The sequence below is a fragment of the Sphingomonas parapaucimobilis NBRC 15100 genome (genome assembly GCF_000787715.1).
Classification (GTDB): Bacteria; Pseudomonadota; Alphaproteobacteria; order Sphingomonadales; family Sphingomonadaceae; genus Sphingomonas; species Sphingomonas parapaucimobilis.
In genome coordinates this window covers 44,072-70,335 of the sequence record NZ_BBPI01000018.1, presented here as the reverse complement: position 1 = coordinate 70,335, position 26,264 = coordinate 44,072, and the positions used below count along the sequence as shown (strand labels likewise).

Annotated in this window: 23 protein-coding genes; 10 read left to right on the top strand and 13 right to left on the bottom strand. The window is 66.6% G+C overall.

Annotated elements, in window-relative coordinates; all coding sequences use genetic code 11:
• From nudC to mutY, 3 genes are read right to left on the bottom strand one after another with little or no spacing between them, the layout of a single operon-like run.
• Positions 1-855: an NAD(+) diphosphatase gene (gene nudC / locus SP5_RS03675; RefSeq protein ID WP_042484191.1), complete on the bottom strand. Its 855-nt coding sequence runs from the start codon at positions 853-855 to the stop codon at positions 1-3.
• Positions 852-2,150, bottom strand: a complete 1,299-nt coding sequence (locus SP5_RS03670) for a serine hydrolase domain-containing protein (RefSeq protein ID WP_439645598.1) — start codon at positions 2,148-2,150, stop codon at positions 852-854. Before SP5_RS03670 ends, nudC begins: the two co-directional genes overlap by 4 nt.
• A 23-nt stretch (positions 2,151-2,173) precedes the next feature.
• Positions 2,174-3,235: an A/G-specific adenine glycosylase gene (gene mutY, locus SP5_RS03665; RefSeq protein ID WP_241823775.1), complete on the bottom strand. Its 1,062-nt coding sequence runs from the start codon at positions 3,233-3,235 to the stop codon at positions 2,174-2,176.
• A gap of 26 nt (positions 3,236-3,261) precedes the next feature.
• Here mutY and SP5_RS03660 point away from each other — a divergent pair, with 26 nt between their 5' ends.
• The 3 genes from SP5_RS03660 to SP5_RS03650 are packed head-to-tail and all read left to right on the top strand — an operon-like array spanning position 3,262 to position 5,242.
• Positions 3,262-3,777, top strand: a complete 516-nt coding sequence (locus tag SP5_RS03660; protein WP_156361024.1) for a DUF721 domain-containing protein — start codon at positions 3,262-3,264, stop codon at positions 3,775-3,777.
• On the top strand, positions 3,777-4,472 hold the full coding sequence (locus SP5_RS03655) for a thioredoxin domain-containing protein (protein ID WP_052811392.1): 696 nt from the start codon (positions 3,777-3,779) through the stop codon (positions 4,470-4,472). The genes SP5_RS03660 and SP5_RS03655 overlap by 1 nt, the downstream gene beginning before the upstream one ends.
• A gap of 29 nt (positions 4,473-4,501) precedes the next feature.
• Positions 4,502-5,242 (top strand): DsbA family protein, encoded by a 741-nt coding sequence (locus tag SP5_RS03650; RefSeq protein ID WP_042484361.1) that lies wholly within the window; start codon positions 4,502-4,504, stop codon positions 5,240-5,242.
• 582 nt (positions 5,243-5,824) lie between these two features.
• Here SP5_RS03650 and groL read toward each other — a convergent pair.
• A complete protein-coding gene (gene groL / locus SP5_RS03645; protein WP_042484186.1) occupies positions 5,825-7,465 on the bottom strand; it encodes a chaperonin GroEL in 1,641 nt (546 codons plus the stop codon).
• Positions 7,466-7,518: 53 nt separating this feature from the next.
• Positions 7,519-7,806: a co-chaperone GroES gene (gene groES / locus SP5_RS03640; RefSeq protein WP_042484184.1), complete on the bottom strand. Its 288-nt coding sequence runs from the start codon at positions 7,804-7,806 to the stop codon at positions 7,519-7,521.
• Positions 7,807-8,032: 226 nt separating this feature from the next.
• Between groES and sppA the strand changes: the two genes are divergently transcribed.
• The 6 genes from sppA (at position 8,033) to SP5_RS18990 (ending at position 14,940) form a co-directional block, all read left to right on the top strand.
• Positions 8,033-9,994, top strand: coding sequence for a signal peptide peptidase SppA (gene sppA / locus SP5_RS03635; protein WP_084220550.1), 1,962 nt, complete (start codon positions 8,033-8,035; stop codon positions 9,992-9,994).
• Positions 9,995-10,215: 221 nt separating this feature from the next.
• Positions 10,216-10,806, top strand: a complete 591-nt coding sequence (locus SP5_RS03630) for a GNAT family N-acetyltransferase (RefSeq protein WP_042484182.1) — start codon at positions 10,216-10,218, stop codon at positions 10,804-10,806.
• A gap of 41 nt (positions 10,807-10,847) precedes the next feature.
• Entirely contained in the window at positions 10,848-11,435 is a 588-nt protein-coding gene (locus tag SP5_RS18995; protein WP_157013565.1) for a hypothetical protein, read from the top strand.
• Between the two features lie 101 nt (positions 11,436-11,536).
• Entirely contained in the window at positions 11,537-13,030 is a 1,494-nt protein-coding gene (gene pgi, locus SP5_RS03625) for a glucose-6-phosphate isomerase (protein WP_042484180.1), read from the top strand.
• 239 nt (positions 13,031-13,269) lie between these two features.
• Positions 13,270-14,619: a glutathione-disulfide reductase gene (gor, locus tag SP5_RS03620; protein WP_042484178.1), complete on the top strand. Its 1,350-nt coding sequence runs from the start codon at positions 13,270-13,272 to the stop codon at positions 14,617-14,619.
• Positions 14,620-14,775: 156 nt separating this feature from the next.
• On the top strand, positions 14,776-14,940 hold the full coding sequence (locus SP5_RS18990; RefSeq protein WP_157013564.1) for a hypothetical protein: 165 nt from the start codon (positions 14,776-14,778) through the stop codon (positions 14,938-14,940).
• Between the two features lie 3 nt (positions 14,941-14,943).
• Here the strand turns inward: SP5_RS18990 and SP5_RS03615 are convergent, their stop codons facing one another.
• The 7 genes from SP5_RS03615 to ptsP all read right to left on the bottom strand — a co-directional run bounded on the left by SP5_RS03615 (position 14,944) and on the right by ptsP (position 24,490).
• The gene (locus SP5_RS03615; RefSeq protein WP_369386064.1) at positions 14,944-15,504 is read right to left on the bottom strand and encodes a glutathione S-transferase family protein; all 561 of its coding nucleotides are present in this window, start codon (positions 15,502-15,504) and stop codon (positions 14,944-14,946) included.
• A gap of 93 nt (positions 15,505-15,597) precedes the next feature.
• A complete protein-coding gene (locus SP5_RS03610; protein ID WP_042484176.1) occupies positions 15,598-16,494 on the bottom strand; it encodes a dienelactone hydrolase family protein in 897 nt (298 codons plus the stop codon).
• Positions 16,495-16,794: 300 nt separating this feature from the next.
• A complete protein-coding gene (ftsH, locus tag SP5_RS03605; RefSeq protein ID WP_042484174.1) occupies positions 16,795-18,762 on the bottom strand; it encodes an ATP-dependent zinc metalloprotease FtsH in 1,968 nt (655 codons plus the stop codon).
• A gap of 185 nt (positions 18,763-18,947) precedes the next feature.
• The gene (tilS, locus tag SP5_RS03600) at positions 18,948-19,940 is read right to left on the bottom strand and encodes a tRNA lysidine(34) synthetase TilS (protein ID WP_042484172.1); all 993 of its coding nucleotides are present in this window, start codon (positions 19,938-19,940) and stop codon (positions 18,948-18,950) included.
• A 207-nt stretch (positions 19,941-20,147) separates the two neighbouring features.
• Positions 20,148-21,086 carry a tetratricopeptide repeat protein gene (locus SP5_RS03595; RefSeq protein ID WP_042484171.1) on the bottom strand — a complete coding sequence of 313 codons (939 nt, stop codon included), beginning with the start codon at positions 21,084-21,086 and terminating at the stop codon, positions 20,148-20,150.
• Positions 21,087-21,174: 88 nt separating this feature from the next.
• Entirely contained in the window at positions 21,175-22,125 is a 951-nt protein-coding gene (locus tag SP5_RS03590) for a helix-turn-helix domain-containing protein (RefSeq protein ID WP_042484167.1), read from the bottom strand.
• Between the two features lie 91 nt (positions 22,126-22,216).
• Entirely contained in the window at positions 22,217-24,490 is a 2,274-nt protein-coding gene (gene ptsP / locus SP5_RS03585) for a phosphoenolpyruvate--protein phosphotransferase (protein WP_042484354.1), read from the bottom strand.
• Positions 24,491-24,764: 274 nt separating this feature from the next.
• On the opposite strand from ptsP, the gene SP5_RS19730 reads away from it, so the two are divergent.
• On the top strand, positions 24,765-25,013 hold the full coding sequence (locus tag SP5_RS19730) for a hypothetical protein (protein WP_084220549.1): 249 nt from the start codon (positions 24,765-24,767) through the stop codon (positions 25,011-25,013).
• Between the two features lie 207 nt (positions 25,014-25,220).
• On the opposite strand, the gene SP5_RS03575 is transcribed toward SP5_RS19730, so the two are convergent.
• The gene (locus SP5_RS03575) at positions 25,221-26,096 is read right to left on the bottom strand and encodes a LysR family transcriptional regulator (protein WP_281177304.1); all 876 of its coding nucleotides are present in this window, start codon (positions 26,094-26,096) and stop codon (positions 25,221-25,223) included.
• Positions 26,097-26,264 lie beyond the last annotated feature (168 nt).

The window sequence follows — 26,264 nt, the reverse complement described above, 5'->3', positions numbered from 1 at the left end:
TTATTTTGCCCACGCCTCCAGCAGCGTATGCGCGATGGCATAGGACGGCGGCACGCCGAAACGCGACTCATCCCCCGCCAGCGCCGCACGCACCGCGTCGCGCGACACCCAGATCGCATCCTCCAGCTCGGTCGTGTCGATGGTCAGCCGGTCGTCCACCGCCTCCGCCACGCAGGCGATCATCAGCGACGACGGGAACGGCCAGGGCTGGCTGGCGATATAGCGGACATTGCGCACCCGCACGCCCGCTTCCTCGAACAGTTCGCGCGCCACTGCTTCCTCGATCGATTCGCCCGGCTCCAGGAACCCGGCCAGCGCCGAATAGCGCCCCGGTGGAAAGGCGGGCTGGCGGCCGAGGAGCGCGCGGCCGTCATGCTCGGCGATCATGATGACGACCGGATCGACGCGCGGGAAATGCTCGGTCCCGCATGCGGGGCAATGCCGCCCCCAGCCCGCCCGGAACGGCGCAGTTGCCGCCCCGCATTTCGCGCAGAAGCCATGCCGCGCATGCCAGTCGAGCACCGATCGCGCCGCCGCATAAGTCGCGGCCTCGCCCGCCTCCAGCGCGTGCAGCGCCGCGATCATCTCGAACGAACGGCCTGTCGCCGGTTCGCCGGTCAGCCGCGCGAAATGCGGCACCCCGTCCTCGATGCCGAGCAGGACATGATCCTCCGGGACCGCATCCGCATCGATCGCGGTCCAGCCCAGCCGCCCGCCGTCCAACACCGGCTGATAGTCGTTCAGCATCAGCAGCCGCGCCGACGGATCGGCCAGCGCCGCCGCGAACCCCGCCGGATCGTGGCGCAGCGGGTCGGCCCGATCCAGCCGCCCGCCGGTAAAACCCAGCGTCGTCACTTCGCCATCCGCCCCAGATCCTTGTAGAGCGCCGCCGCCAGATCGCCGCGCAACGGATAACGGTCGGCGGGAAAATAATTGACCATCACCGTGCCGCGCACATGCCGGGTCGGATCGACATAGGCGATGGTGCCCGCCGCCCCGCCCCAGCCATAGGTGCCCTTGCCCGGCCCGCCCGGCGTGTCGGCCAGCGTCACCGATCCGCCTGCGCCGTAACCCGTCGGCACCTCGCCCCCGCTGCCCCCGCTCGCGCCCGTCACCGAACCATAGGTGACCCCGGCGGGCAGCAGGTTGGACATGGCGAGCCGCACCGTCTCGGGCTTCATCACGCGGACGCCGTCGACCTGCCCCTCATTCTGGAGCATCTGGAGAAAGCGGTCATAATCGCGCGCCGACATGACCAGCCCCGCGCCGCCATAGGGAAAGCTGGGGGCCAAGCGAAAGACCGAGGTTGCCGCCGGATCCACCGGCACCATCGTGTCGCCCACGAAGGTATAGTTGGTGACCAGCCGGTTCGCCGCCGAAGCGGGAACCTGCCAATAGCTGCTGTTCATCTTCAAGGGCGTGAAAAGACGGGTCTGGACGAACCGTTCGAACGGCATGCCCGACACCTTCTCGACCACCGCCGCCAGCACGTCGAGGCCCATCGAATAGCTCCACCGCGTCCCCGGCTCGGCGATCAGCGGCGCGGTGGCGGCGCGCTCGGCGAATTGCTGAAGGGTGGCGGGGCGGGTCGGACGGACCACGGCCTCGACCTGCGCATTGGCGGCAAAGGGCACCAGTCCCAGCCGCTCATATTCCTTGAGCAGCGGCCCCTTGGCGGTGAAGCTGTATCCCAGCCCCGCCGTATGGGTCATCAGTTCGCGGATCGTGATCGGGTTGGTGGCCGGGCGACTGTCGAGCGAGGCCTGCGGATTGGTCAGCACCCGCATCTGCTTATAGGCCGGATAGATGTCCGACAGCGGCTGGTCGAGTTTCAGCCTGCCTTCCTCGACCAGGATCATCGCGGCCATGGCGGTGATCGGCTTGGTCATCGAATAGACCCGCCACAGGCTGTCGGGCGTGGCGGCGGGCGCATTCGGCTCGGCGGCGATCCGGCCTGCCGCCACGAACATCGGCGGCTGCCCCGGGCGTCCGATGGCGGCGACGATGCCAGGCATCTTGCCCGACCGGACATAACCGTCGAACAGCGCCTGGGTCGCGGGCAGCGTGCTGGCGGCTTGCGCCTTGGGCACCTGCGCCACCTGCGCGGGGGCGGCGGCACTCAGCAGGGTCAGCATCGCCCCACCCGTCATCATCACTCGGCGCATCATCGATATCAGACCCTTTTCAACAGATCGGCTGCCCGCGCGAACAAGGTAGGCAGCCCCGCGGTTCCCAGATCGGCGATCGGCCACCATTCACCCGCGCTGTCATTCTCCGGCTTGCCATCGGTGCGGGCGAGCGCCAGTTCGAGTTCGAAATGGGTGAAGCCATGCACGACCGTCTCGTTCAGCATCGTCCATGGCCCCTGCCCCGGCGCATCGGCCAGCCCCGGCCGTGCATCGACCCAAGGCCCGGTCGGCAGCGCGCGCATGCCGCCCAGCATCCCCTTGTCCGGGCGGCGGACCAGCCAGACGCAGCCCTTATGCTCGATCCAGAAGACGGTACCGTGACGATAGGGTCGCGCCTTTTTGGGGGCCTTGGCGGGCAGCGTCTCCGCGATCCCCTCCGCCCGCCCCCGGCAATCCACCGCGATCGGGCAAAGCAGGCATTGCGGCTTCTTCACCGTGCAGATGGAGGAACCCAGGTCCATCATCGCCTGCGCGAAATCCCCCGCGCGGGCATCGGGCGTGATCCGGTCAGTGGCCTCGCGGATCGCGGGCCGCGCGGCGGGCAGCGGCGTTTCGATCGCGAACAGCCGGGCGACGACCCGCTCGACATTGGCGTCGACCACCACCGCCCGCTCACCGAACGCGATCGCCGCGATCGCCGCCGCCGTATAGGCCCCCAGCCCCGGCAGTGCGCGAAGCCCTGCTTCGGTCGTCGGAAAGCGCCCGCCATGCTCGGCGACCACCGCCCGCGCCGCCTTCACCAGATTGCGGGCGCGCGCATAATAGCCCAGCCCCGCCCAGGCGGCCATGATATCCTCGTCCGGCGCCGCCGCCAGGCTGGCGACATCGGGCCAGCGCTCCACCCAGGCGGTGAAGCGGGGCGTGACCGCCGCCACCGTCGTCTGTTGCAGCATCACCTCGGACAGCCAGACGCGGTACGGGTCGGACACCTCCCCCGGACGGCTGCGCCAGGGCAGGTCGCGGGCATGGCGGTCGTACCAGGCGAGCAGCCGGGCGGCGGGGCCGCCATCCAGGGGGGCGGGCGATGATGAATGCTTGGCGTCCACCCGCCCGCTATGGCATGGGGACGGATATGAGCAAGCGCGTCCGCGCCCCCCAGGAGCCGCCCCCCCGTTCCAACCGCCCCCGCGCGGTGTCCGAACTGCTGCCCGCCATCGGCGGCGCGGCCTTTCGCCGCTTCGGCTTCGTGCAGAGCGCGATCGTCAGCCGCTGGCCCGATATCGTCGGCCCCCGCCTGTCCACCGCCAGCGCGCCCGAATCAATTCGCTTCCCGCAGGGCGAGAAGCAGAACGGCGTGCTGACCCTGGTCGTGCGCGGGGCGCACGCGCCGATGATGCAGCATATCGCGCCCGAGATCATCGAACGGGTGAACCGCTTCTTCGGTTATCCCGCAGTTGCCCGGCTCCAGATCCGGCAGGGCGAACTGCCCATGGCCGCGCCGCGTCGTGCCGCCCCGCCCAAGCCGCAGCCGGTGCCGCCGGAAATGGGTGACGGATTGCGCCAGATCGCGGACCCGGAACTTCGCGCCGTGCTCGAATCGCTTGCCGCGGGCGTCGCTGCGACGCGCGGCCTTCCCAAGGTGTCGTGATGCGTCTTTTCCTGTCGCTGGCCGCGCTCGGCCTTGCGGTGGCCGCCGGTTCGGCCCAGTCCGCCCAGGCCCAGCACAAGGGCGTGAACTGGGCGAGCCATATCACCCAGACGCCCGCCGGGGCCTATGTCATCGGCAATCCGGCGGCACGGGTGAAGCTGGTCGAATATGTCAGCTATACCTGCCCGCATTGCGCCGTCTTCACCACCGAATCGGCCCCCGTGCTGAAAGGACAGATGGTTCGGTCGGGCTCGACCAGCATCGAGATCCGCCATTTCATCCGCGACCGGCTGGACCTGGCCGCCGCCCTTATCGCGCGCTGCGGCGGGGCGGGCAAATTTGCCGGACTGAGCGACACGATCTTTGCGCAGCAGCGCGACTGGCTGAAGCGCGGCATGGAGTTCGACCAGGCCAATGGCCAGCGGATCGCCGCCTATCCCGCCGCCGCGCAGATGCGTGCCGAGGCAGACGGATCGGGCCTGACCGCGATCGGCAAGAGCGCCGGGCTGAGCGATGCGCAGATCACCGCCTGCCTGTCGGACCGGGCCGCCACCGACCGGATCGTCGCGATGACCACCGCCGCCCCCGACTCGATCGAGGGCACGCCCGGTTTCTTCATCAACGGCAAACAGGCCATGGGCGTCTTTACCTGGGACAAGCTGCTGCCGCTGCTGCGCGCAGGCGGCGCCCGCTAAATCCTTCTTTTCCTTCGGAGCATATGTCGATGAAGTCTCGTCTCCTCCTCCTCGCCCTTCCGCTGGCGCTGGCCGCCTGTGGTGGCGGCAATGGCGACGCCAACAGCAGCGCCCCGGCCGCTTCGCCGCTGCCCGCGGTCGCTGCGCCCGCGGGCCAGGACTGGACCCAGGTCGTCAGCAAGACCGCCGAGGGCTATGTGATGGGCAACCCCAACGCGCCGATCAAGCTGGTCGAATATGGCTCGCGCCTGTGCCCGGCCTGCGGCGCCTTCGCGCGCGAGGGGTATGAGCCGCTGACGAACAATTACGTCAAGTCGGGCAAGGTCAGCTGGGAATTCCGCGAATTCCTGATCCACGGCGCGCCCGACCTTCCCCCGGCGCTGCTCGGCATCTGTGCGGGCGAGGCGACCTTCTTCCCGGTGCTGGAACAGATGTACCAGTCGCAACAGGGCTTCAACGACAAGCTCCAGGCGATGAGCCCCGAGCAGCAGAAGGCGCTGCAGAACGCCAAGCCGGTCGACGTCATCAAGGCGCTGGCCGACCAGATGGACCTCATCAACTTCGTCAAGCAGCGCGGCATTCCCGAAGCCAAGGCGCGCCAGTGCCTGAGCGACATGACGCAGATCGACCGCCTGACCAAGCAGACCCAGGATCGCGGTGCCGACGGCACCGTGACGGGCACGCCGACCTTCATCCTGAACGGCAAGCCGCTGAAGGGCGCGGTCAGCTGGCCGGACGTGCAGGCGGCGCTGAAGAACGCGGGCGCGTAAGCGGGTCTGACTTTCGGATTACGGAAAAGGCGGTCGGGCGAAGGTCCGGCCGCCTTTTTCCATGCCGCCTTCCGTACCCGGCGGAGGCCGTGACGATGTGCGTAGGTTTTGCCTCCACGCCATGTCCAGCGCCACCTCGAGCGCACCGAAACTGGACCCCGGCCTTCGCCGGGGTACGGGGCCTGCGGGGTGCGGGGCCTTTTATCGCCCCCCGACCATCACACCCCGTTCCCACCGAGCGAAGTCGAAGCGCACGCCCCGCCGTCTTCCCCGGAGAGTCCCATGGCCTTCGACTTCGCTCAGGCTGAACGGATGTAGGGAGCGCGGCACCCGGCGTGATCCTGGGAAGTAGGCCTCACCCCCAACCACCGTTCACGCTGAGCGAAGTCGAAGCGCACGACCCGGCCTAGCGCCAAGCGAGTCGCGTGGCCTTCGACTTCGCTCAGGCTGAACGATCGGTGGGATAACTGAACAGACAAAAAAAAGGCCCGGGGATCGCTCCCCAGGCCCTCTTTTGGCTGTGCCGCAAGGACAAGGCCGGTCCGGTTCCCGGCGGGTTGCCCCGCCGGTCCCCGATCCGACTTAGAAGTCCATGCCGCCCATGCCGCCCATGCCACCACCGGCGGGCATGGCGGGCTTGTCGTCGGGCAGCTCGGCCACGGTGGCTTCCGTGGTGATCAGCAGCCCTGCGACCGACGCCGCGTTCTGGAGCGCGGTGCGCACGACCTTGGTCGGGTCGATGACGCCAGCCGTCACCAGGTTCTCATAGGTATCGGTCGACGCGTTGAAGCCGAACGAGGTGTCGTTCTGGTCGAGCAGCTTGCCCGACACGACCGCACCGTCATGACCGGCGTTCTGGGCGATCTGGCGAACCAGCGCGGTCAGCGACTTGCGAACGATGTCGATACCACGGGTCTGGTCGTCGTTGATGCCCTTGACGCCGTCCAGCGCCTTGGTCGCATACAGCAGCGCCGTACCACCACCGGGGACGATGCCCTCTTCGACGGCCGCGCGGGTCGCGTGCAGCGCGTCGTCGACGCGGTCCTTGCGCTCCTTGACCTCGACCTCGGTCGCACCGCCGACCTTGATGACGGCGACGCCGCCAGCGAGCTTGGCCAGACGCTCCTGGAGCTTCTCGCGGTCGTAATCGCTGGTGGTGTTCTCGATCTGCGCACGGATCGCCTCGGTGCGGCCCTTGATCGCGTCGGCTTCACCCGCACCATCGACGATGGTGGTGTTGTCCTTGTCGATCGTGACGCGCTTGGCAGTGCCCAGCATGCCGACGGTAACGGTCTCGAGCTTGATGCCCAGGTCTTCCGAGATCAGCTCGCCCGCGGTCAGGATGGCGATGTCTTCCAGCATCGCCTTGCGACGATCGCCGAAGCCCGGTGCCTTGACCGCTGCGACCTTCAGGCCGCCGCGCAGCTTGTTGACGACCAGGGTCGCCAGCGCTTCGCCCTCGATGTCCTCGGCGATGATCAGGAGCGGACGGCCCGACTGGACGACAGCTTCCAGGATCGGGAGCATCGCCTGCAGGTTCGACAGCTTCTTCTCGTGGATCAGGATGTACGGGTCGTTCAGTTCGACCGTCATCTTTTCCGGGTTGGTGATGAAGTAGGGCGACAGGTAGCCACGGTCGAACTGCATGCCTTCGACGACGTCGAGCTCGAAATCGAGACCCTTCGCTTCCTCGACGGTGATCACGCCTTCCTTGCCGACCTTCTCCATGGCTTCGGCGATCTTCTCGCCGACTTCACGGTCGCCATTGGCCGAGATGATGCCGACCTGCGCCACTTCCGACGAACCCGACACGGGCTTCGAGCGCGACTTGATGTCCTCGGTCACCTTGGCGACGGCGATGTCGATGCCGCGCTTCAGGTCCATCGGGTTCATGCCGGCCGCGACCGACTTCATGCCCTCGCGGACGATCGCCTGGGCCAGGACGGTCGCGGTGGTGGTGCCGTCACCGGCGATGTCGTTGGTCTTCGACGCCACTTCGCGCACCATCTGCGCGCCCATATTCTCGAACTTGTCCTTCAGTTCGATTTCCTTGGCGACCGAAACGCCGTCCTTGGTGATGCGCGGGGCACCGAACGACTTGTCGATCACGACGTTGCGGCCCTTCGGCCCCAGCGTGACCTTGACGGCATCGGCGAGGATGTCGACGCCCTTCATGATGCGCTCACGCGCGTCGCGCGAAAACTTGACTTCCTTGGCTGCCATGGTGGCTACCCTTTCAATAGAATGTCAGAAAAAACGGGAGGAAAACCGGTCGCTCAGCCGATGATGCCGAGGATATCCGATTCCTTCATGATGAGCAGGTCTTCACCGTTCACCTTGACCTCGGTGCCCGACCACTTGCCGAACAGGATGCGGTCGCCCGCCTTCACGTCCAGCGGCGTGACCTTGCCGTCTTCGGCCTTCGCGCCCGAACCGGCGGCGACGACTTCGCCCTCCTGGGGCTTTTCCTTGGCGGTATCCGGGATGATGATCCCGCCAGCCGTCTTTTCCTCGGCCTCGACGCGACGGACGAGAACGCGGTCGTGCAACGGACGAAAGTTCATTGCCATGTCCCTTTAATCTGGCGTGTTACACTTTTCTGGCACTCGAGCCATGCGAGTGCCAACGCCCCGGATATGTGAACGGGCATTCAGGGCGTCAACGCCCGCCTGCAAAAAATTTCGACGAAGCGTGGCGCGGGTGGGAACAAAATCGGGGCCGCCCGCCCCGCGTATTGGCTCGCTAACACGGACCATTGCCGAGCATTCGTCGCTGGGGTAGCGATAGGGAATGACCGACGCCCGCGCCGACGCGCTTCCGCCCGCCTCTCCGCTCGACCAGGATTTCAGCCGACCGGGGCGCAAGCCCGGACGGCGCAGCGGGTGGCGGCTGGTCCGGGGCGCGTGGCGGCTGCTGGTCGGCATCAAGGATTTCCTGGTGCTGGCCGCCATGCTGCTGTTCTTCGGCCTGATCTTCGCCGCGCTCAACGCCCGGCCGGGGACCAAAGCGATCACCGACGGCGCGCTGCTGCTGAAGCTGGACGGCCCGATCGTCGAACAGCCCGAGGCGATCGCGCCGCTCGCCATGCTGTCGGGGCGCAGCGTGCCGCATCAATATCGCCTGCGTGATCTCGTCCGCGCGATCGACGCGGCGAAGGACGATGGCCGCGTCAAACTGCTGGTCCTCGACCTGGATGCGTTCGGCGGCGCATACCCCGCGACCCTGCAAGAGGTCGGCGACGCGATCCAGCGCTTCCGTAAAGGGGGCAAGCCGGTGCTGGCCTATGCCACCGCCTATACCGACGGCGCCTATCGCCTGGCCGCCAATGCCAGCGAGATCTGGGTCAACCCGCTGGGTGGCACGCTATTCACCGGGCCGGGCGGCAACCAGCTTTATTACAAGGGCCTGATCGACAAGCTGGGCGTCACCACCCATGTCTACCGCGTCGGCAAGTTCAAGTCCTTTGTCGAACCCTATATCCGCAGCGACCAGAGCCCCGATGCGCGCGCCGCGTCGCAGGCGCTGTACGGCACGTTGTTCGCCCAGTGGCGCGAAGCGGTCGCCAAGGCCCGGCCCAAGGCGCAGATCGACGCCTTCCTGACCCAGCCCGACCGCGCCGTGCTCGCCGCGAACGGCAGCATCGCCGATGCCAATCTGAAGGCCGGTCTGGTCGACAAGCTGGGCGACAAGCTGGCCTTCGGCAAGCGCGTGGCCGAGATTGCGGGAGCGGAGGCGGACAAGCCCGCAGGCGCGTTCCGCACCATCTCCTATGCCGCCTGGGTCAAGGCGAACCCGCTGCCGACCAAGGGCGATGCGATCGGCGTGCTGACCATTGCGGGCAATATCGTCGATGGCGAGGCCGGTCCCGGCACCGCGGCGGGTGAGACGGTGTCCAAGGCACTGCTCGACGGCCTGGCCAAGAAGAATCTGAAGGCGCTGGTCGTCCGCGTCGACTCGCCGGGCGGCTCGGTGCTGGCCTCCGAACAAATCCGCCAGGCGATCCTTGAGGCCAAGCGGCAGAAGCTGCCCGTCATCGTCTCGATGGGTGGCCTCGCGGCGTCGGGCGGCTATTGGGTGTCGACCCCGGCCGACCTGATCTTCGCCGAGCCGGGCACGATCACCGGGTCGATCGGCATCTTCGGCATCATCCCGACCTTCGAGAATACGCTGGCCAAGATCGGCGTCACCACCGACGGGGTGAAGACCACGCCGCTGACCGGCCAGCCCGACGTGCTGGGCGGGACGACACCGATGCTCGACACCATCCTGCAGGCGGGGATCGAGAATGGCTATCGCCAGTTCCTGACCCGCGTCGCCCAATCGCGCCACATGACGCCCGAAAAGGTCGACACCATCGCGCAGGGCCGCGTCTGGGACGGCGGCACCGCGCGCCAGATCGGACTGGTCGACCGATTCGGCAACCTGTCCGACGCCATCGCCGAGGCCGCCCGCCGCGCCAAGCTGGACCCGGCCAAGGTTCATGCCGAATATCTGGAAAAGAAGCCGGGCTTTGCCGCGACTCTGGTCGAAGGGTTCGACAGCGACGATGACAGCCAGCAGGGCGGCGACGTCTTCGCCATCGCGGCAGCCGAACGCCGCGCGGTCGCGGCGCGGGCGCTGGGCGATGTCGCGCGGCTGGCGCGGGGCGGCTCGGTCCAGGCGAAATGCCTGGAGTGCGGCGCGCTGGGTCCGGTGGGCACGGCCAGCGACGAGCGGCTGCTCGACCTGCTGATCGCGCGACTGGGGCTGTAACTTTTACGCGCAGACAATGCCCAGCCTCCCCCACTCCCCTTCAGCCTGAGCGAAGTCGAAGGCCAAGGGACGCCCTCGTCTCAAGCGCGGGGCGTGCACTTCGACTTCGCTCAGTGCGAACGGATGGGGGACTTGGCGCAAAAGGCAAAGAATGCTGGCCCCTTCCGCAGCACGGCCCCCCGCGCTACCCAGTCTCATCGCTTCAGGAGACGCAAAGCCCCATGATCGCCATCCGCGCCGCCCGCCCCGATGACGCCGCCGCCATCGCCGCCATCTATGCGCCGCATGTGCTGGCGGGCGTCGTGTCGTTCGAGACCCAGGCCCCCGACGCCGACATGATGCGCGCGCGGATGGAGGGGGCGGACGGCCTCTATCCCTGGATCGTCGCGACGCTGGCCGACGAAGAAGGCCGTGAAGATGCGGTGATCGGCTATGCCTATGCCGCGCGCTTCCGCGAGCGCGAGGCCTATCGCTGGGTGGTCGAGACGACCATCTACGTCGCCGACGTGTCGCAGCGTTCGGGCATCGGGCGGCTACTGTACGAGGCACTGGTCGACACGCTGACCGCGCAAGGCTTCACCCAGGCGATGGGCGTGATCGCGCTGCCCAATGACGGCTCGATCAAGCTGCACGAAGCCGTTGGCTTCCGCCGCGCGGGCGTCTTCCGCGAGGTCGGGCACAAGCATGGCCGCTGGATCGACGTCGGCTACTGGCAGCGCGAACTGGCCGAACCCGCCCCCCACCCCGCCGAACCGAAGCGCTTCGCCGATGTCGGCGTGGTCCGTGACCCGGTGGCGGGGAAGCATCGGTAGTACGGACACATCGAAAGCTTGGTGGAGATAAGGCAAATGCGATGACAATACTCCCACCGCAAACTATCGCTTTTCTTTACCAGTCCGGCATTGATCGAATTTGCGATGCCTATCAATTATCCGCTTCAGCGTTGGATGTTGCCACACACGCTGCCAATCGGGCTGCGATAAATTACCTCAAAAGTGGCTCAGACGACAGCGAATATGAATATGAGGGCGAGCATCGCGTCCTTGTTCACAGCACCCAACATGCGTTGGATTACGCTGCAATGGGCACCACCCTATCGGCTCGAGTTGTGCGGGAAGCATTTATAATAAGCGCATTCCATTATTGGGAAAGCTGGTCCCGATCCATCACCAAACTCAATGGGCGCAATGACAATTACGCTGTACTAAAAAGGGGTATGGCGGCTCATTATCCCATCGATACGCGATTGGATTTTCTGGCGTTGCTTGCCAATCTACTAAAGCATGGCGACGGAGCCTTTCATCACGCAAGAGTACTGGCCGCTGACCGCCCCGCTCTGTTCAGGCGTTTGCCGGGCTTGTTTGGAAACTGGGCGCTGTCCGTATCGGACGAGACGGTCAACGAGGCGTTCGACACCATCCGTGCGGCGGGGCCTCGCTAACATGCCCACCATACCAATCTAAGGCTTGGCTTTGCCCGCCCGCTTTGGCTAACGCCGTGAGGGAAGCCCTTCGGGGCACGCGCAAGGAAGGAACAGGCATCATGGCTGCCGACTGGTCGACGATCGAATCGCTCCCGCAGACCCCGCTTCTCGATCTTTTCGCGAATGATCCCAACCGGCTGGCCTCGCTCAGCCTGGACGTGGCGGGCATCCATTTCGACTGGTCCAAGACGCACCTCACCCGCGAGGCCGTCGCCGCCTTCGCCGAACTCGCCAAGGCAAGCGGGCTGGCCGCCAAGCGTGACGCGCTGTTCGGCGGCGAGGTCGTCAACGTCACCGAAGGCCGCGCGGTCGAGCACACCGCCGAGCGTGGCGAGGGCAATCCCGAAAGCGTCGCCACCGCGCGCCAGTCGCACGCCCGGATGCGCGCGCTGATCGACGCGATCGAGGCCGAGGCGCTCGGCCCGATCCGCCATGTCCTGCATATCGGCATCGGTGGTTCGGCGCTCGGTCCCGACCTGCTGGTCGACGCGCTGGGCCGTGACAGCGACCGTTACGACGTGGCGATCGTCTCGAACGTCGACGGCGTCGCGCTGGAGGAGGTGTTCAAACGCTTCGACCCCGCCGCCACGCTGCTGGTCGTCGCCTCCAAGACCTTCACCACCACCGAGACGATGCTGAACGCCACCTCGGCGCTCCAGTGGATGACCGAGAGCGGTGTCGAGGATCCCTATGGCAAGGTGATCGCGCTGACCGCCAATCCCGAAAAGGCGGTCGAATGGGGCGTGGACGAGACGCGCATCCTGCCCTTCGCCGAGTCGGTCGGCGGTCGGTATTCGCTCTGGTCGACCATCGGTTTCCCCGCTGCGCTGGGCCTGGGCTGGGATGCGTTCGAGGAACTGCTGGAGGGCGCGGCCGAGATGGACCGCCACTTCCGCCTCACCGACCTTAGCCAGAACGCACCCGCGCTCGCCGCCTTTGCCGACCTCTATTACACCCAGGTCCGCCATGCCGAGACGCGCGCGCCCTTCGCCTATGACGAGCGCCTGCGCCTCCTGCCCTCCTATCTCCAGCAGCTGGAGATGGAGTCGAACGGCAAGGGTGTGACCGTCGACGGTCAGCCGGTCGGCCGCCCGACCGCCGCCATCACCTGGGGCGGCGTCGGCACCGATGCGCAGCACGCGGTGTTCCAGCTGCTCCACCAGGGCACGCACCTGGTGCCCGTCGAGTTCATCGCCGTGATCGAGCCGGGCGATGTGCTGAGCGACGATCATCACCGCCAGCTGCTGCTCAATGCGTTCGCGCAGGGTGCGGCGCTGATGAAGGGCAAGAAGGTCGACGACCCTGCGCGCAGCTATTCGGGCGATCGTCCGTCATCGACCATCCTGCTCGACACGCTCGATCCGCGCACGCTGGGCGCGCTGATCGCATTCTACGAGCACCGCGTGTTCGTGAACGGCGTGCTGCTGGGCATCAACAGCTTCGACCAGTTCGGCGTCGAGCTGGGCAAGGAAATGGCCAAGGCGGCCGATCAGGGCGGGCAGGAGTTCGACCCCTCGACCGAGGACCTGATCAAGCGGGCTTTTGGCGAATAACTATCCTCCCCGCTCGCGGGGAGGTGGCAGGCCGCAGGCCTGACGGAGGGGGGCTTCCTCACAGGATATCCTTTGTGGAACGCCCCCTCCACCATGCTTCGCATGGCCCCCCTCCCCGCAAGCGGGAAGGATGAACATCATTTCCGATCACTGTCAGGGGGACGCTGAACTTGGCTCGGCGTCCCCCGTTATGCTTTCAGGCGGCTGAACCGCCCCCAATTCCCGGAGAAACCGTTCCCATGGCTGAGTATGACTATGACCTGTTCGTCATCGGTGCAGGGTCGGGGGGCACGCGCGCCTCGCGGGTCGCGGCGGCGCATGGCGCGCGCGTGGCGGTGGCCGAGGAATATCGGGTCGGCGGCACCTGCGTCATTCGCGGCTGTGTGCCCAAGAAGCTGCTCGTCTATGGCGCGCATTTCGCCGAGGATCTGAAGGACGCCCGCCGCTTCGGCTGGCAGGTGCCGAGCGAGTGCGAATTCTCGTGGCAAACGCTGCGGGACAATGTGCTGGCGGAAGTCGACCGGCTGAACGGCGCGTACAAGAAGACGCTGGAGAGCCACAATGTCGAGATCATCGACCAGCGCGCCGTCGTCACCGGCCCCAACAGCGTCCGCCTGGCCGACGGGACCGAGAAGACCGCCGAACGCATCCTGATCGCGGTCGGCGCGCATCCGGCCGTCCCCTCCTGCCCCGGTCACGAGCATGGCATCACCTCCAACGAGGCGTTCCATCTGGACGCCATCCCCAAGCGCGTGCTGATTGCCGGCGCGGGCTATATCGCCAATGAATTTGCGGGCGTCTTCCACCAGTTCGGCGCGCACGTCACGCTGATCAATCGCAGCAAGGACATATTGCGCGGTTACGACCTGACGATCCGCGACCGGCTGCTCCAGATCTCGATGATGAAGGGGATCGAATTCCGCTTCGACGCGACGTTCGAGGGGATCGAGAAGATGGACGATGGCTGCCTGAAGGTATCCATGTCCAACCACGAGCCGATGATCGTCGACCTGGTGATGTTCGCGACCGGCCGCCTTCCCAATACCCATGGCCTGGGGCTGGAGACGGCCGGTGTCGAGCTGGACGATCATGGCGCGATCAAGGTGGACGAGGACAATCGCTCGACCTGCCCCAGCATCTATGCGGTCGGCGACGTGACCAACCGGGTCCAGCTGACCCCCGTTGCCATCCGCGAGGGACAGGCCTTTGCCGACACCGTGTTCGGCGGCAAGCCGACCCGTGTCGACTATGACTGCATCCCCGCCGCCGTGTTCAGCCATCCCCCGATGGCGGGCGTCGGCATGACCGAGGCGCAGGCGCGCCAGATCCTGGGGTCGGTGCAGGTCTATACCTCCGACTTCCGCCCGATGAAGAATGTCCTGGCGGGCCGCGAGGAACGCGCGCTCTACAAGATGGTATGCGACGGCGACACCGGCCGCGTGGTCGGGCTGCACATGATCGGCCCCGACGTGCCCGAAATCCTCCAGGCCGCCGCCATCGCGGTCAAGGCCGGGCTGACCAAGGCGCAGTTCGACGCCACCGTCGCGCTGCACCCGACCATGTCCGAAGAGCTGGTGCTGATGCGCTGAGGCTCAGTCGCCCCCCCGGTGTCCCGCCGGGGGGCAGTTCGAAAGGACCAGCCTTATTTGCATATCGCGTGAAACTTTATTGCAGCTTAGGATTATATACATGTCGAGTCGTCAGGACGTTGGAACAGAGTCGTTGCGGTGGAAATGGAATCGAAGATGAGTGAGCATGGTGTCACCTTTGAGCAGGTCATCGCCTTCGCCAAGGCCGCGATGGACGGTGCGGATGCGCTGAACCAGCCGCTGGCGGGCAACCACATCGCTGCGGGACTCGAGATGCTGCGCGCCGCCCATCAACAGGCGGGAGCCGCCGCCGCGGTCTGATCGTCAGGCGTCTTCAGCGCTCTTGCCATCATCCAGCGCAGTGGCGCGCCGGTGGGCCGGGCGATTCTGCAAACGGCCGATATAGGCCATCATCGCATCGGTCCTGGGGATCAGCCCGAACTGGGTGAACCACATCAGCTGCGAGCCCAGATAGACATCCGCCGCCGTGAAGCGCTCACCGGTGATATAGGAATGCTCGGCCACCGCCGCGCTTATGACACCCACGGCCCGGTCGAAATCGCCATAGCCTGCCATACGCCGCTGCTCGGGGGTCGGGTCCATGCCCATCGCGCGATTGGTGATCGCAGCTTCCAGCGGCCCCGCCGCGAAGAACAGCCAGCGATAATAACGCGCCCGCTCCTGCGGCAGCGGTGCCAGCTCGGCATCGGGAAAGGCATCGGCCAGATAGGCGCAGATGGCCGCCGTCTCCGTCACGACCTGGCCGAGATGGACGATGGCGGGCACCTTCATCATCGGATTGATCGCGCGATAGTCGGGCGCGATCATCGTCGTCCCATAATCCAGCACGACCGTGTCATAGGTCGCCCCCGTCTCCTCCAGCATCCAGCGCGCGATACGGCCCCGCGACTGGGGGGTTGGTGTACAGCGTCAGGTCGGCGGTCATCAGGCTCTCCAAGGCGAAGGGAGGGGGCGGGATCAGGCGCGATCGAGATGACGGTGCAGAAAGGCGATGGTCCGCGACCAGGCCTGGGTCGCCGCCGCTGCATTATAGCGCTCGGCCGAGCTGTCATTGTTGAAGGCATGGTCGACGCCCGGATAGGTGAAGGCCTCGACCGGCCGCCCCGCCGCCTTCAGCGCCGCGACCCAGGGCTCGCCGGTCGCATTCACGCGCGCATCCTTGCCCGCATAATGGAGCATCAACGGTGCCTGGACCTTGGCCGCTTCGCCGGGATTGGGTGCGGGGCCGTAATAGGCCACGCCCGCCGCCAGCGTCGGGCCTGCCGCCACCGCCAGCCGGTTGACGAACGCCCCGCCCCAACAAAAGCCCACCACCCCGACGCGGCCGGTGCCGGTCTTGTCGGCGGCGGCATGGGCCATCATCGCGCGCGCCTGGGCCAGCGCCAGATCATAGTCGAGCGTTCCGATCAGCGTCCGCGCCCGATCCTCGTCCGCTGGCGTGCCGCCCTGTGGCGCGAGCAGATCGGGGGCAACCGCATGGAACCCGGCCAGCGCCACGCGCCGCGTGACATCCTCGATATGCGGGGTCAGCCCGCGATTCTCGTGGATGACCAGCACCGTCCCGATCCGCTTCTTCACGCCCCTGGGACTGGCGAGATAGGCGGCCGATCGCGCACCGGCCTCCATCCCCTCGCGGCGGTCGATGCGCAGCCGGGTGTCATGGGGGTCGGTCATTGCGGCGGCGGCGGGACTGGCGGAAATTCCCAGGATCAGCGCCTCGGCGGCGGCGACCGATCCCGCGAGTGCGGTCATCTGGCGCAAAAGGGTCCGGCGGTCGTGATGCTCATGGGTGAAGGCGTCATAGATACGCACCGCGCGGTCGCGCAGGGATTCATTCGGGGGGATATCGGTCATGCGGGCATCCTCCACTCCGGTCGCGGGTCCGGCATGGGTGCCGGTATTTATGCGAGTGTGATGGGGAGCTTAGTCGTGCAGGACGGCAGGGGCTAGGGTTGATGGGATGGGTTTGAGAGCGTGGCCTTCGACTTCGCTCAGGCTGAAAGGAGGGTGGGAGCTATTCCATGAGAGCCAGGCGGCAAATCCCCCCAGTCCGTTCAGCCTGACCGAAGTCGAAGGCCACGGGAAAACGCCCCCCCCAAACAAAAAGGCCGCCCCCGCACCGGGGACGGCCCTTTCGTCAGCCTGGCCGCAAGATCACGCCCCCAACGGGCTCGGCGATCCGAACGGCCCGTTGCCGCGCCGCGTCTTCGGGATCGAGGTTCCCGCCTTGGCGATCGGCGCCGCTTTCAGCTTGGGATCGTCGCGACCGATATCGTCGCCCGCGATCAGCTTCTTGATCTCGTCACCCGACAGAGTCTCATATTCCAGCAGCGCCCCGGCCAGCAGGTGGAGCTGGTCGACATGCTCGGTCAGGACATGCTTGGCGCGGTGCAGGCCGCCCTCGACGATCGACTTGATCTCGTCGTCGATCAGCTGCGCCGTCTGGTTGGACATGCGCACCGGCTGGCTGGACGAATAGCCCAGGAAGCTCTCGCCCTCCGGCTGGGCATATTCGACAGGGCCGACCTTGTCCGACATGCCCCATTTCGTGACCATGTCGCGGGCCAGACCCGTGGCGTACTGGATGTCGCCGCTGGCACCGCTCGACACCTTGTCATAGCCGAAGATGATCTCTTCGGCGACGCGACCGCCCATGGCGACCGCCAGGTTCGCGTACATCTTGTCGCGGTGATAGCTGTACGAGTCGCGCTCCGGCAGGCGCATCACCATGCCCAGCGCACGACCGCGCGGGATGATCGTCGCCTTGTGGATCGGGTCCGACGCCGGTTCGTGCAGCGCAATGATCGCGTGGCCCGCCTCGTGATAGGCGGTCATCCGCTTCTCGTCCTCGGTCATGACCATGGAGCGGCGTTCCGCGCCCATCATGACCTTGTCCTTGGCTTCCTCGAACTCGGCATTGGCGACCAGGCGCTTGCCCTTGCGCGCCGCCATCAGCGCCGCTTCGTTGACGAGGTTGGCGAGGTCCGCGCCCGAAAAGCCCGGCGTGCCGCGCGCGATGACACGGGCGTCGACGTCGGGGGCCAGCGGCACCTTCTTCATATGGACTTCGAGGATCTTCACGCGGCCGTCGATGTCCGGGCGCGGCACCACGACCTGGCGGTCGAAGCGGCCGGGACGCAGCAGCGCCGGGTCGAGCACGTCGGGGCGGTTGGTCGCGGCGATGATGATGATGCCTTCATTGGCCTCGAAACCATCCATCTCGACCAGCAGCTGGTTCAGCGTCTGCTCGCGCTCGTCATTGCCGTTGCCCAGACCCGCGCCGCGATGGCGACCGACCGCGTCGATTTCGTCGATGAAGACGATGCAGGGCGCCGACTTCTTGGCCTGCTCGAACATGTCGCGCACGCGGCTGGCACCGACGCCGACGAACATCTCGACGAAGTCCGAACCCGAAATGGTGAAGAACGGCACGCCCGCTTCACCCGCGATCGCGCGGGCGAGCAGCGTCTTACCCGTACCCGGCGAGCCGACCAGCAGCGCGCCCTTCGGAATCTTGCCGCCCAGGCGGGCGAACTTCGAGGGATCCTTCAGGAACTCGACGATTTCCTGCAATTCTTCGCGCGCTTCGTCGATGCCGGCCACATCGTCGAAGGTCACCTTGCCTTCCTTCTGGGTCAGCATGCGCGCACGGCTCTTGCCGAAGCCCATCGCGCCGCTCGCGCCGCCGCCCTTCTGCATCTGGCGCAGCACGAAGAAGGCGATACCGATGAACAGGATGAACGGCAGCGAATTATAGAGCATCAGCATCCAGATGGACGGCCCTTCCTCGGTCTTCGCCGTGAAGGTCACGCCCTTCTCGCGCAGGCGTGGGATCAGCTGCGAATCGGGGACCGGCGTCGTGCGGAACTTCTCGCCCGAGGACAGCGTGCCGGTGATCGACTCGCGCGAGATCGTCGCGGTCTTCACCGTGCCCTCGTCGACCTTGTCCAGGAAGGTCGAATATTCGATCTGGTTGCCGCTCTGCGCCGAGGAACCCGCGCCCGACAGGCTGACGAACAGGGCGAGCGCCATCAGGATGCCCACCCAGATCAACAGGCTCTTCATCCAGGGGTTGCCGCCCCCATTGGGATCGGGGCTCTGCTGCTTGTCGTTGTCGTTCATCGGTGCCGGATACCTTTCAGCCTCCAAGATAGGCATGACGAGGTTAATGGCAATGGAACAAGACCGATCATTGTGATCGGGGCGCCTGACTTGATCCTCCCCAAGCTTTGCTTGGGGAGGGGAACCACCGCTAACGCGGCGGTCCCCCTCCCCGCGCTTCGCGCAGGAAGGATTGAAGAATGGGATCAGCCCGTCTTCCTCGGCGGGGCGGGCCGGAAACGCCAGACGCCCGAGCGGACGCTAGCGATCACGCCCGCCTGGGTCGCGCGACTGCCCTGCGCCAGCGATTCGAGCAGCTTTTCGATATTGCTCCCCTCGCTCCACGCCGGGCTTTCGATCCCGGCGGCGGTGCGGACCGTACCGATCGCGCGGCGGGCCAGACGGCGGCCCAGCTCACGCGGGAGGTCGGCGGCCTGGATCCGGACATTGTCGCCATCGATCTGCGCCCGGTCGGCCCAAAGCCAGTCGACCGTCGCACGCAGGTCGGTATCCGCCTCGGCCAGTTGCGCCGCCGCACGCGCCAGTTGCGCCACGCCCAGCCACTCATGGCCATCGAGCAACTGCCGAAACCGGGTACGGTCATGGCGCGGGTCGTGGTTGGCGGGATCGTCGACGAACGGGGCTTCGGCGCGGCGCACGATCCGGCGCAGCTCGGCGCGACGCCAGTCGAGCAGCGGGCGCAGCACCACCATATCGGCGATCACCGTCCGGGCGCGCACCCCCGACAGGCCCGACAGCCCGGCCCCGCGCGCGGCGCGCATCAGGAAGGTCTCGGCCTGATCGTCGGCATGATGCGCGGTGAGGATCGCCGCTGCACCGATCGCGCGGGCCTGTGCGGCAAGCAGGGCGTAACGCACTTCACGCGCCTGGGACTGGATGCTCGCCCCAGTGATCGGCGTTTCGGGGCGCAGACCGTGATGCGGCACGCCCAGCTGGGCGCAATGATCGGCGACCATGCGCACCTCGTCCGCTGCCTCGGGTCGCAGGCCATGATCGACCGTCGCCACCGCGATCCGCCCCGGAAAGGCGGCCGCCGCCAGCGTCAGCATCGCCATGCTGTCCGGCCCGCCGGATACCGCCAGCAACAGCGGCGCCGCATCGGCATGGGGATCGTGAAGAAGCGTCAGATCGGCGACAAAGCGCGCAATCTGATCGGCGGCCGTGGCATCGGTGGCCATGATGCTCTCAAAACTGGTCAGGGATGCGCGCGCTCTGGCCCTTCCGCCGCACCAGTGCAAGGGGTTTCGTCGCTGTCTGCATTCCTCCCCTGCAGGGGGAGGTGGCTGGGCGAAGCCCGGAGGGAGGGGTGTCGCCCTCTCGATAGGGGGACACCCCTCCACCATGCTGCGCATGGTCCCCCTCCCCTTACAGGGGAGGAATAGGCCTCACTGGCACTTCGCCGCGCTGCGCCCGCTGGCGATCTGGCCCTTCATCGCGGCGGACAGCTTGGCGCCGTACACGTCGCTCAACTCGTCATAGACCTTGCAGGCATCGGCCGCCTTGTTGAGCTTCGTCAGCGCCTGGCCAAGATAGAGCAGGCTGTCCGGCGCGCGCTCGCCGTCCGGGAATTTCTTGTAATTCTCGTAGAAGGCCATCGACGCCAGGCTGGGCTTGCCGGAATCGAGATAGGTGCGCCCCAACAGGTTCTGCGCAAAGCTGGCGCGGCGGCTCTTGGGATAGTCGGCGACCACCTTCTTCAGTGCGGCCTCCGCTTCCGGATAGCGCTTCGCGGCCCATAGGCGATAGCCATAGAGATAGGCGTCCTCTGCCGCATCGCCGGTCGAGGGCTTGTCGACCGCCGCCGCCGGGGTCGCCGTCGCGGTGTCGCCGGTCACGACCGAGGGGGCCGCCGGGGTCTTGGGCGGGCGGGTCGATCCGGTCGCGGCGACGGGCATGGCGGACGTGTCGAGCGGCGCGCTCTGCCCCGCAGGGGCGATCGGCGCGGGGCCGGATTCCAGCGCCTTCAGCCGCGCTTCGGTGGCACGCTTATAGGCGTCGAACTGGTCCTGGAGCTGGCGGGTGCGATACCCATTCTGCTCGATCTGGCCGGTCAGCCCCGCCATCTGCTCCTCCAGCGAGGTCACGCGCGAGGTCAGGTCCGACAGCGCGCTGGAGGCGGGAACGCCCGGCGCCTGCGCCTGGGTCTGCGGCGCGGTGATCTCGGGCTGGACATAGCCGCCCGCGCCGTTCGGGAAGACCTTGCGCTGGACGGCGCGCATCTCGCTTTCCAGCTTGCCGACCCGGCCCTCGACATTGGACTGGGCGGCGGCGGCGGTCGGCAGGATCATCACGGCCGCGACCCCGGCCAGCAACAGGTTACGCATCGGTTTCACCCCCCGGTGGGCTGGTTATGAAAGGGACAGGGCCACCCTGCCCTGCCCCGGCTGTCTCCAGCCTGAAGATTTCCGCTTCCTACAAATCCGCCGGAGCCGTGGTGGCGGAGGACGGCGACGGCGCAGGCGTCGTCAGGGCGTTGGCGCCCGTCTCGCCGCTCGTATCACGCGTCGAACGGCGCTCCGTCCGCTCGCGCAGCGGGGTACGCACGGCCGGCGTCGGCGCGGCGGCAGCGGTCGAAGCCCCCGACAGTCGCGCCCCGATCGCCTGCGGATCGAGCCGCACGTCCTTGATCGCGCGCGAGCCATCGCCCAGCGGCGGGATCCGCTTGCCGTCCAGCGTCACGCTCAGCTTGTCGGGGCGGCCGACATTCAGCAGCGGCCCCTTGGCGGTGGCGGGCACCTCATAGCTTTCGCCGGGCTTCAGCGTGCCCATCTTCAGCGTGACATTGTCGGCGTCGTACACGCGCAGCCATACCTCGCCATTGGCGGTCAGCACGACCTTGCCCGCCGTCACCGGCGTCGGGCTGGGGGCAGGCGCGGGTGCGGGCGCAGCGCTGTTGGTCAGCGGGGTCGCGGCGGGCACCTCCTGCGCGGTGCGGTCACGGCGGAACAGATCGGTGCCGTACCACAGCCCGGCGATGATCAGCAGCGCCAGCGCCAGGCCGACGCCGACGATCGCCAGCCCACGCGAGGGCACGCGGGCGGGGTCGGCGATGTCCTGCGGCACATATTCGGTGACGCGGCGGCCCAGCTTGTCGACATCGGCGCGCACGGCCTGCGCGATCGCGACCTCGTCGGCGCCGACCGCGCGGGCATAGGCCTTTGCGAAGCCGACCGCATAGGTGGCCGACGGCAGACTCTGATAATCGGATGCCTCGATCGCCGCGAGATGGCGACTGGGAATGCGCGTCCGCGCACCGATATCGCCCAGCGATAGCCCCTGCGCCTCGCGCGCCGTGCGCAGGACGTCACCGGCGCGGGCAGGTGCCGCTGGTGCGGCATCGTGGCCGGGATTGACCTCGTCCATTCTCAACTCCGAAGCGACCATGGCCCACCCCATGATCGCGGTCGTTCTTTCAGACGGCTGGGATCAAGTCAACGCGAACACCTGACCTGGATCAGGCCAATTCGACACCGTTCGTCGCAGCCCAGGCACCAAGCGCCCCGCGCATGTCGCGGACCGGATGCGCCAGCAGCCGCGCCATCTCGGCGGTGATCGCATCCCGGTCGAGCGAACGGATCATCGCCTTGACCGGGCCGACCGCCGCCGGGGTGATCGACAGCCGGTCGATGCCCAGGCCAATCAACGCCATCGCCTCCAGCGGACGCCCGCCCATCTCGCCGCACACGCCGACCGGCACGTCCGCCTCGCGCGCAGGCTCGACCACCCGGCGCAGGAAACGCAGGATCGACGGGCTGAGCCAGTCATAGCGCTCGGCGAGCTTGGGATTGGCGCGGTCGGCGGCGAACAGGAACTGGGTCAGGTCGTTGGTGCCGATCGACAGGAAGTCGACATTGGGCAGGATCAGATCGAGCTGCTCCGCCAGCGCCGGCACCTCCAGCATCGCGCCGTAGCGCACATCGAGCGGCAGGCGACGCCCGCGCGAGCCGAGCCAGGCGCGCTGCGCCTCGAACAGCGACTTGGCCTCGTCGAATTCCCACGCTTCCGACACCATGGGGAACATGACGTGGAGCGTCCGCCCCGCCCCCGCCTCGATCAGCGCGCGCGCCTGTGCCTTCATCAGGCCGTCACGCTCCAGCGCCAGGCGCAGTGCGCGCCAGCCCATCGCCGGGTTCTCCTCGTCCCCCGCCTCGGTGTTGAGATAGGGCAGCGCCTTGTCGCCGCCGATATCGATAGTGCGGAACACGACCGGCCGGTCGCCAGCCGCCTCCATCACGTCGCGGTACAGCCGCTGCTGCCGCTCACGCTGCGGCAGGGTGGCGGAGACCAGAAACTGGAACTCGGTACGGAACAGGCCGATACCGTCGGCACCCGTGGTATCGAGCGCGGCGGCATCGTCGCGAAGCCCGGCATTGACCATCAGTGTGACGCGGTGGCCGTCCTTCGTCACCGGCGGCACGTCGCGCAGCGCAGCAAAGGCCGCGCGGCGCTTCTGCCGCAGCTCCAGCTTGGCGTCGAACGCCTCCTCCATCGCCGACGAGGGCCGGACCAGGACGCTGCCCTCCGATACGTCGAGCAGCAGCTGGTCGCCATCCGCGATCTGGCGGCGCACGTCGCTGACCCGGCCCAGCACCGGCACGCCCATCGCGCGCGCGACGATGATGACATGCGCGGTCAGCGACCCTTCCTCCAGGATCACGCCCTTCAACCGCCGCCGGTCATATTCCAGCAGCTCGGCAGGCCCCAGGTTGCGCGCGATCAGGATCGTGTCCTGCCGCAGGCCCAGCTGCGCCGCCGTGCCCATCTGGCCCGACACGATGCGCAGCAACCGGTTCGACAGGTCCTCCAGGTCGTGCATCCGGTCGGCGAGCAGCGGATCGTCGATCTGGCGCATTCGCTGGCGCGTGCGCTGCTGCACCCGCTCGATCGCGGCCTCGGCCGTCAGGCCGCTGTCGATCGCTTCGTTGATGCGGCGCGCCCAACCCTCGTCATAGGCGAACATCTTGTAGGTCTCGATGACCTCGACATGCTCGCCCGCGACGCCGAATTCGGCCTCGCGCGCCATGCGGTCGATCTGCTCGCGCATCTTGTCGAACGCGGCATAGACGCGGCGGCGCTCGGCATCGATGTCCTCGGCCACCGTATGTTCGACGACGATGCGCGGCTGGTGATAGACGGCAAAGCCGCTGCCCATGCCCTCGACCAGCTTCTGCCCCGACAGGCGGATCGTTGCGGTCATCTGCGGCCGCGCCCCCGCTCCCGCCGCCGCGTCGATCAGCCCGGCATTGGCGATCAGCTCGGACAGGACCATCGCAACGGTCTGCAGCGCCTCGATCTCGACATCGGCATATTTGCGCGGTTCGCTATGCTGGACCGCCAGCACGCCCACCGCCCGCTCGCGCCGGATGATCGGCACGCCCGCAAAGCTGTGGAACCGGTCCTCGCCCGTCTCGGGCTTATAGGCGAAGTCGGGATGGCTGGCGGCTTCGTCGAGATTGAGCACCTCGACATCCTCGGCGATCGTGCCGACCAGCCCCTCGCCCATCGCCAGCTTGGTGACATGCACCGCCTCCTCGGCCAGGCCGCGGGTCGCGAACAGTTCCAGCACGCCTTCGCGCAGGAGGTAGATCGAGCAGACCTCGCTGCCGATCGCCTCGCCGATGATCTGGACCACCTGGTTCAGCTTGGCTTGGGCGGGGGTGCGCGACGCCATCACGTCGTGCAGACGAACGAGGATCTCGCGGGCGGATGCGGCGGCCGAAACGGGCATGGGCATAGGGCTAACAGACGGAATGCGGCGGTGTCATGCGTTAATATTGCACGTGCGTGCCTTTTGATGGCGCACCCACCCCGGTCGACACGCCGACCTGCGTTACAAATCGGGTCGTATGACCGATTCCCTGGCCGACGCCGCGGCCCTGGGGTCGTCGCCACCCCGATGATCCGATGCGCCACATTCTGGCCAAGCCGCGATATGGCTATCAGCGCGTAGACCAGGGCTTCGCGCCCGGCACGCCGAAGCGGAACAGGATGATGGCGCCCCTGTGCGAGGAGGCCGAATACTCTGGGGCCAGATCGCCGCCGTCTTTGCCATCATACTCCGGAGGACCTGGGCGGCGACGCAATGGACGGCATGGCGGCTGGGGCTTCAGCCGCAACTCGGTCAGCCGGGACAGGCGACGGCACAGGACAAGCAGCTCGCGCTCCTCAACGCCGCCGCTGACCGCCGCGATCTTCCAATATACGCTGCGGTGCTCGTCCCGAGACGAACCAGCCTGCCGCCGATCCCGTGAAACTTATCGTACCGACTCTCGAACGCTTCATCGCGGCACTCCAACCCCCAATTCCCGAGAAAGTATTTGGAAACATATTTAGAGAAATGAACACCTAAGGGACAAGATATAAGCAACTTTTTCGGCTGTATTCAAATCATTGGCTGTTAGTCGCGTGGCATCACGGACAGTCCGCGCGATGAGTCATGCCAAATTTCCGATGATCGATCAGGCCTCCGGCAAACAAGAATCTTCACTCAATATATCGATGAAGGCGCGCACCTTCGGAGAGAGGTGCTTACTGGACGGCCAAAGGACGGTTAGCGTGCGCGGCGCCGCAGCTGCCTCTTGCGGAAGGTCAACCAATCTCTTCGATCTCAACGCTTGCGCTACCTCGAAGTCAGGAAGGCAGGCAATGCCGCGCCCCTCAAGGGTGAGATATTTGAGTATCTCGACCGAATTACAGACGACGTTAGACACATTGGTCGAGCCGATGACGTTCTGAAAGTCCGCCACGGGCCATTGCTCGAATTTTCCGGTGTTGGGGAAGCGATAAAGAAGGAGGGTATGCGAAAGGAGATCCTGTGCGGTGGCAGGCTGGCCGCAACGCTCCACATAGCTCGGTGAAGCGACCAATATTTGCCGAAAGCACCCCAGCGACCTGCTCATGATTCTGGTATCTATTGTATCGCCGATCCGAATGGCCGCGTCATAGCCTTCATCGATGAGATCGACCTTCCTATCGGTGACATCGATCTCGACTTCGACATTTGGATAAAATTCAATGAATCGGGCAATTCGTGGCAGGAGTAGATTTCCGATCAACGGAACACTCACTCGTAACTTGCCCCTGGGCATAACGAGTGTGGTGCTCAACTCATGCTCGGCGGCCTTGAGTTCGCTCAGGATACGATGGCACCGCTGAAGCAAGAGCTCGCCCTCCGCCGTCAACTTCATGCTGCGCGTGCTCCGGTGGAATAGGCGGACGCCAAAGCGACTTTCGAGACGAGCGATCGACTTGCCAATGGCGGATGCGGAAACGCCAAACCGCCGTCCGGCTTCGGTGAAGCTCAACGTCTCCGCGGCTGCAACAAAGGTCGAAATGCCCGCGAGATGATCTATAATCTCGCTTTAGCTGGCCCCATTGAAGACGGCAACGTCCGCTCTGATCGGAACTGCCGCCCATTTATCCACAATGGCTTGCTGGGTAGCCTCAATTCGGCATCCCACAGCAGGGAGGCGCCCTTGTTGCAATCCTCGAACCGGAGTCAT

Coding starts and splice junctions, on each gene's coding strand:
- SP5_RS03670 (WP_439645598.1), bottom strand. CDS start 2,150: ATGACGGGTGGGGCGATGCTGACCCTGCTGAGTGCCGCCGCCCCCGCG.
- SP5_RS03660 (WP_156361024.1), top strand. CDS start 3,262: ATGAGCAAGCGCGTCCGCGCCCCCCAGGAGCCGCCCCCCCGTTCCAAC.
- SP5_RS03655 (WP_052811392.1), top strand. CDS start 3,777: ATGCGTCTTTTCCTGTCGCTGGCCGCGCTCGGCCTTGCGGTGGCCGCC.
- SP5_RS03650 (WP_042484361.1), top strand. CDS start 4,502: ATGAAGTCTCGTCTCCTCCTCCTCGCCCTTCCGCTGGCGCTGGCCGCC.
- groL (WP_042484186.1), bottom strand. CDS start 7,465: ATGGCAGCCAAGGAAGTCAAGTTTTCGCGCGACGCGCGTGAGCGCATC.
- groES (WP_042484184.1), bottom strand. CDS start 7,806: ATGAACTTTCGTCCGTTGCACGACCGCGTTCTCGTCCGTCGCGTCGAG.
- sppA (WP_084220550.1), top strand. CDS start 8,033: ATGACCGACGCCCGCGCCGACGCGCTTCCGCCCGCCTCTCCGCTCGAC.
- SP5_RS03630 (WP_042484182.1), top strand. CDS start 10,216: ATGATCGCCATCCGCGCCGCCCGCCCCGATGACGCCGCCGCCATCGCC.
- SP5_RS18995 (WP_157013565.1), top strand. CDS start 10,848: ATGACAATACTCCCACCGCAAACTATCGCTTTTCTTTACCAGTCCGGC.
- pgi (WP_042484180.1), top strand. CDS start 11,537: ATGGCTGCCGACTGGTCGACGATCGAATCGCTCCCGCAGACCCCGCTT.
- gor (WP_042484178.1), top strand. CDS start 13,270: ATGGCTGAGTATGACTATGACCTGTTCGTCATCGGTGCAGGGTCGGGG.
- SP5_RS18990 (WP_157013564.1), top strand. CDS start 14,776: ATGAGTGAGCATGGTGTCACCTTTGAGCAGGTCATCGCCTTCGCCAAG.
- SP5_RS03615 (WP_369386064.1), bottom strand. CDS start 15,504: ATGCTGGAGGAGACGGGGGCGACCTATGACACGGTCGTGCTGGATTAT.
- SP5_RS03610 (WP_042484176.1), bottom strand. CDS start 16,494: ATGACCGATATCCCCCCGAATGAATCCCTGCGCGACCGCGCGGTGCGT.
- ftsH (WP_042484174.1), bottom strand. CDS start 18,762: ATGAACGACAACGACAAGCAGCAGAGCCCCGATCCCAATGGGGGCGGC.
- tilS (WP_042484172.1), bottom strand. CDS start 19,940: ATGGCCACCGATGCCACGGCCGCCGATCAGATTGCGCGCTTTGTCGCC.
- SP5_RS03595 (WP_042484171.1), bottom strand. CDS start 21,086: ATGCGTAACCTGTTGCTGGCCGGGGTCGCGGCCGTGATGATCCTGCCG.
- SP5_RS03590 (WP_042484167.1), bottom strand. CDS start 22,125: ATGGACGAGGTCAATCCCGGCCACGATGCCGCACCAGCGGCACCTGCC.
- ptsP (WP_042484354.1), bottom strand. CDS start 24,490: ATGCCCGTTTCGGCCGCCGCATCCGCCCGCGAGATCCTCGTTCGTCTG.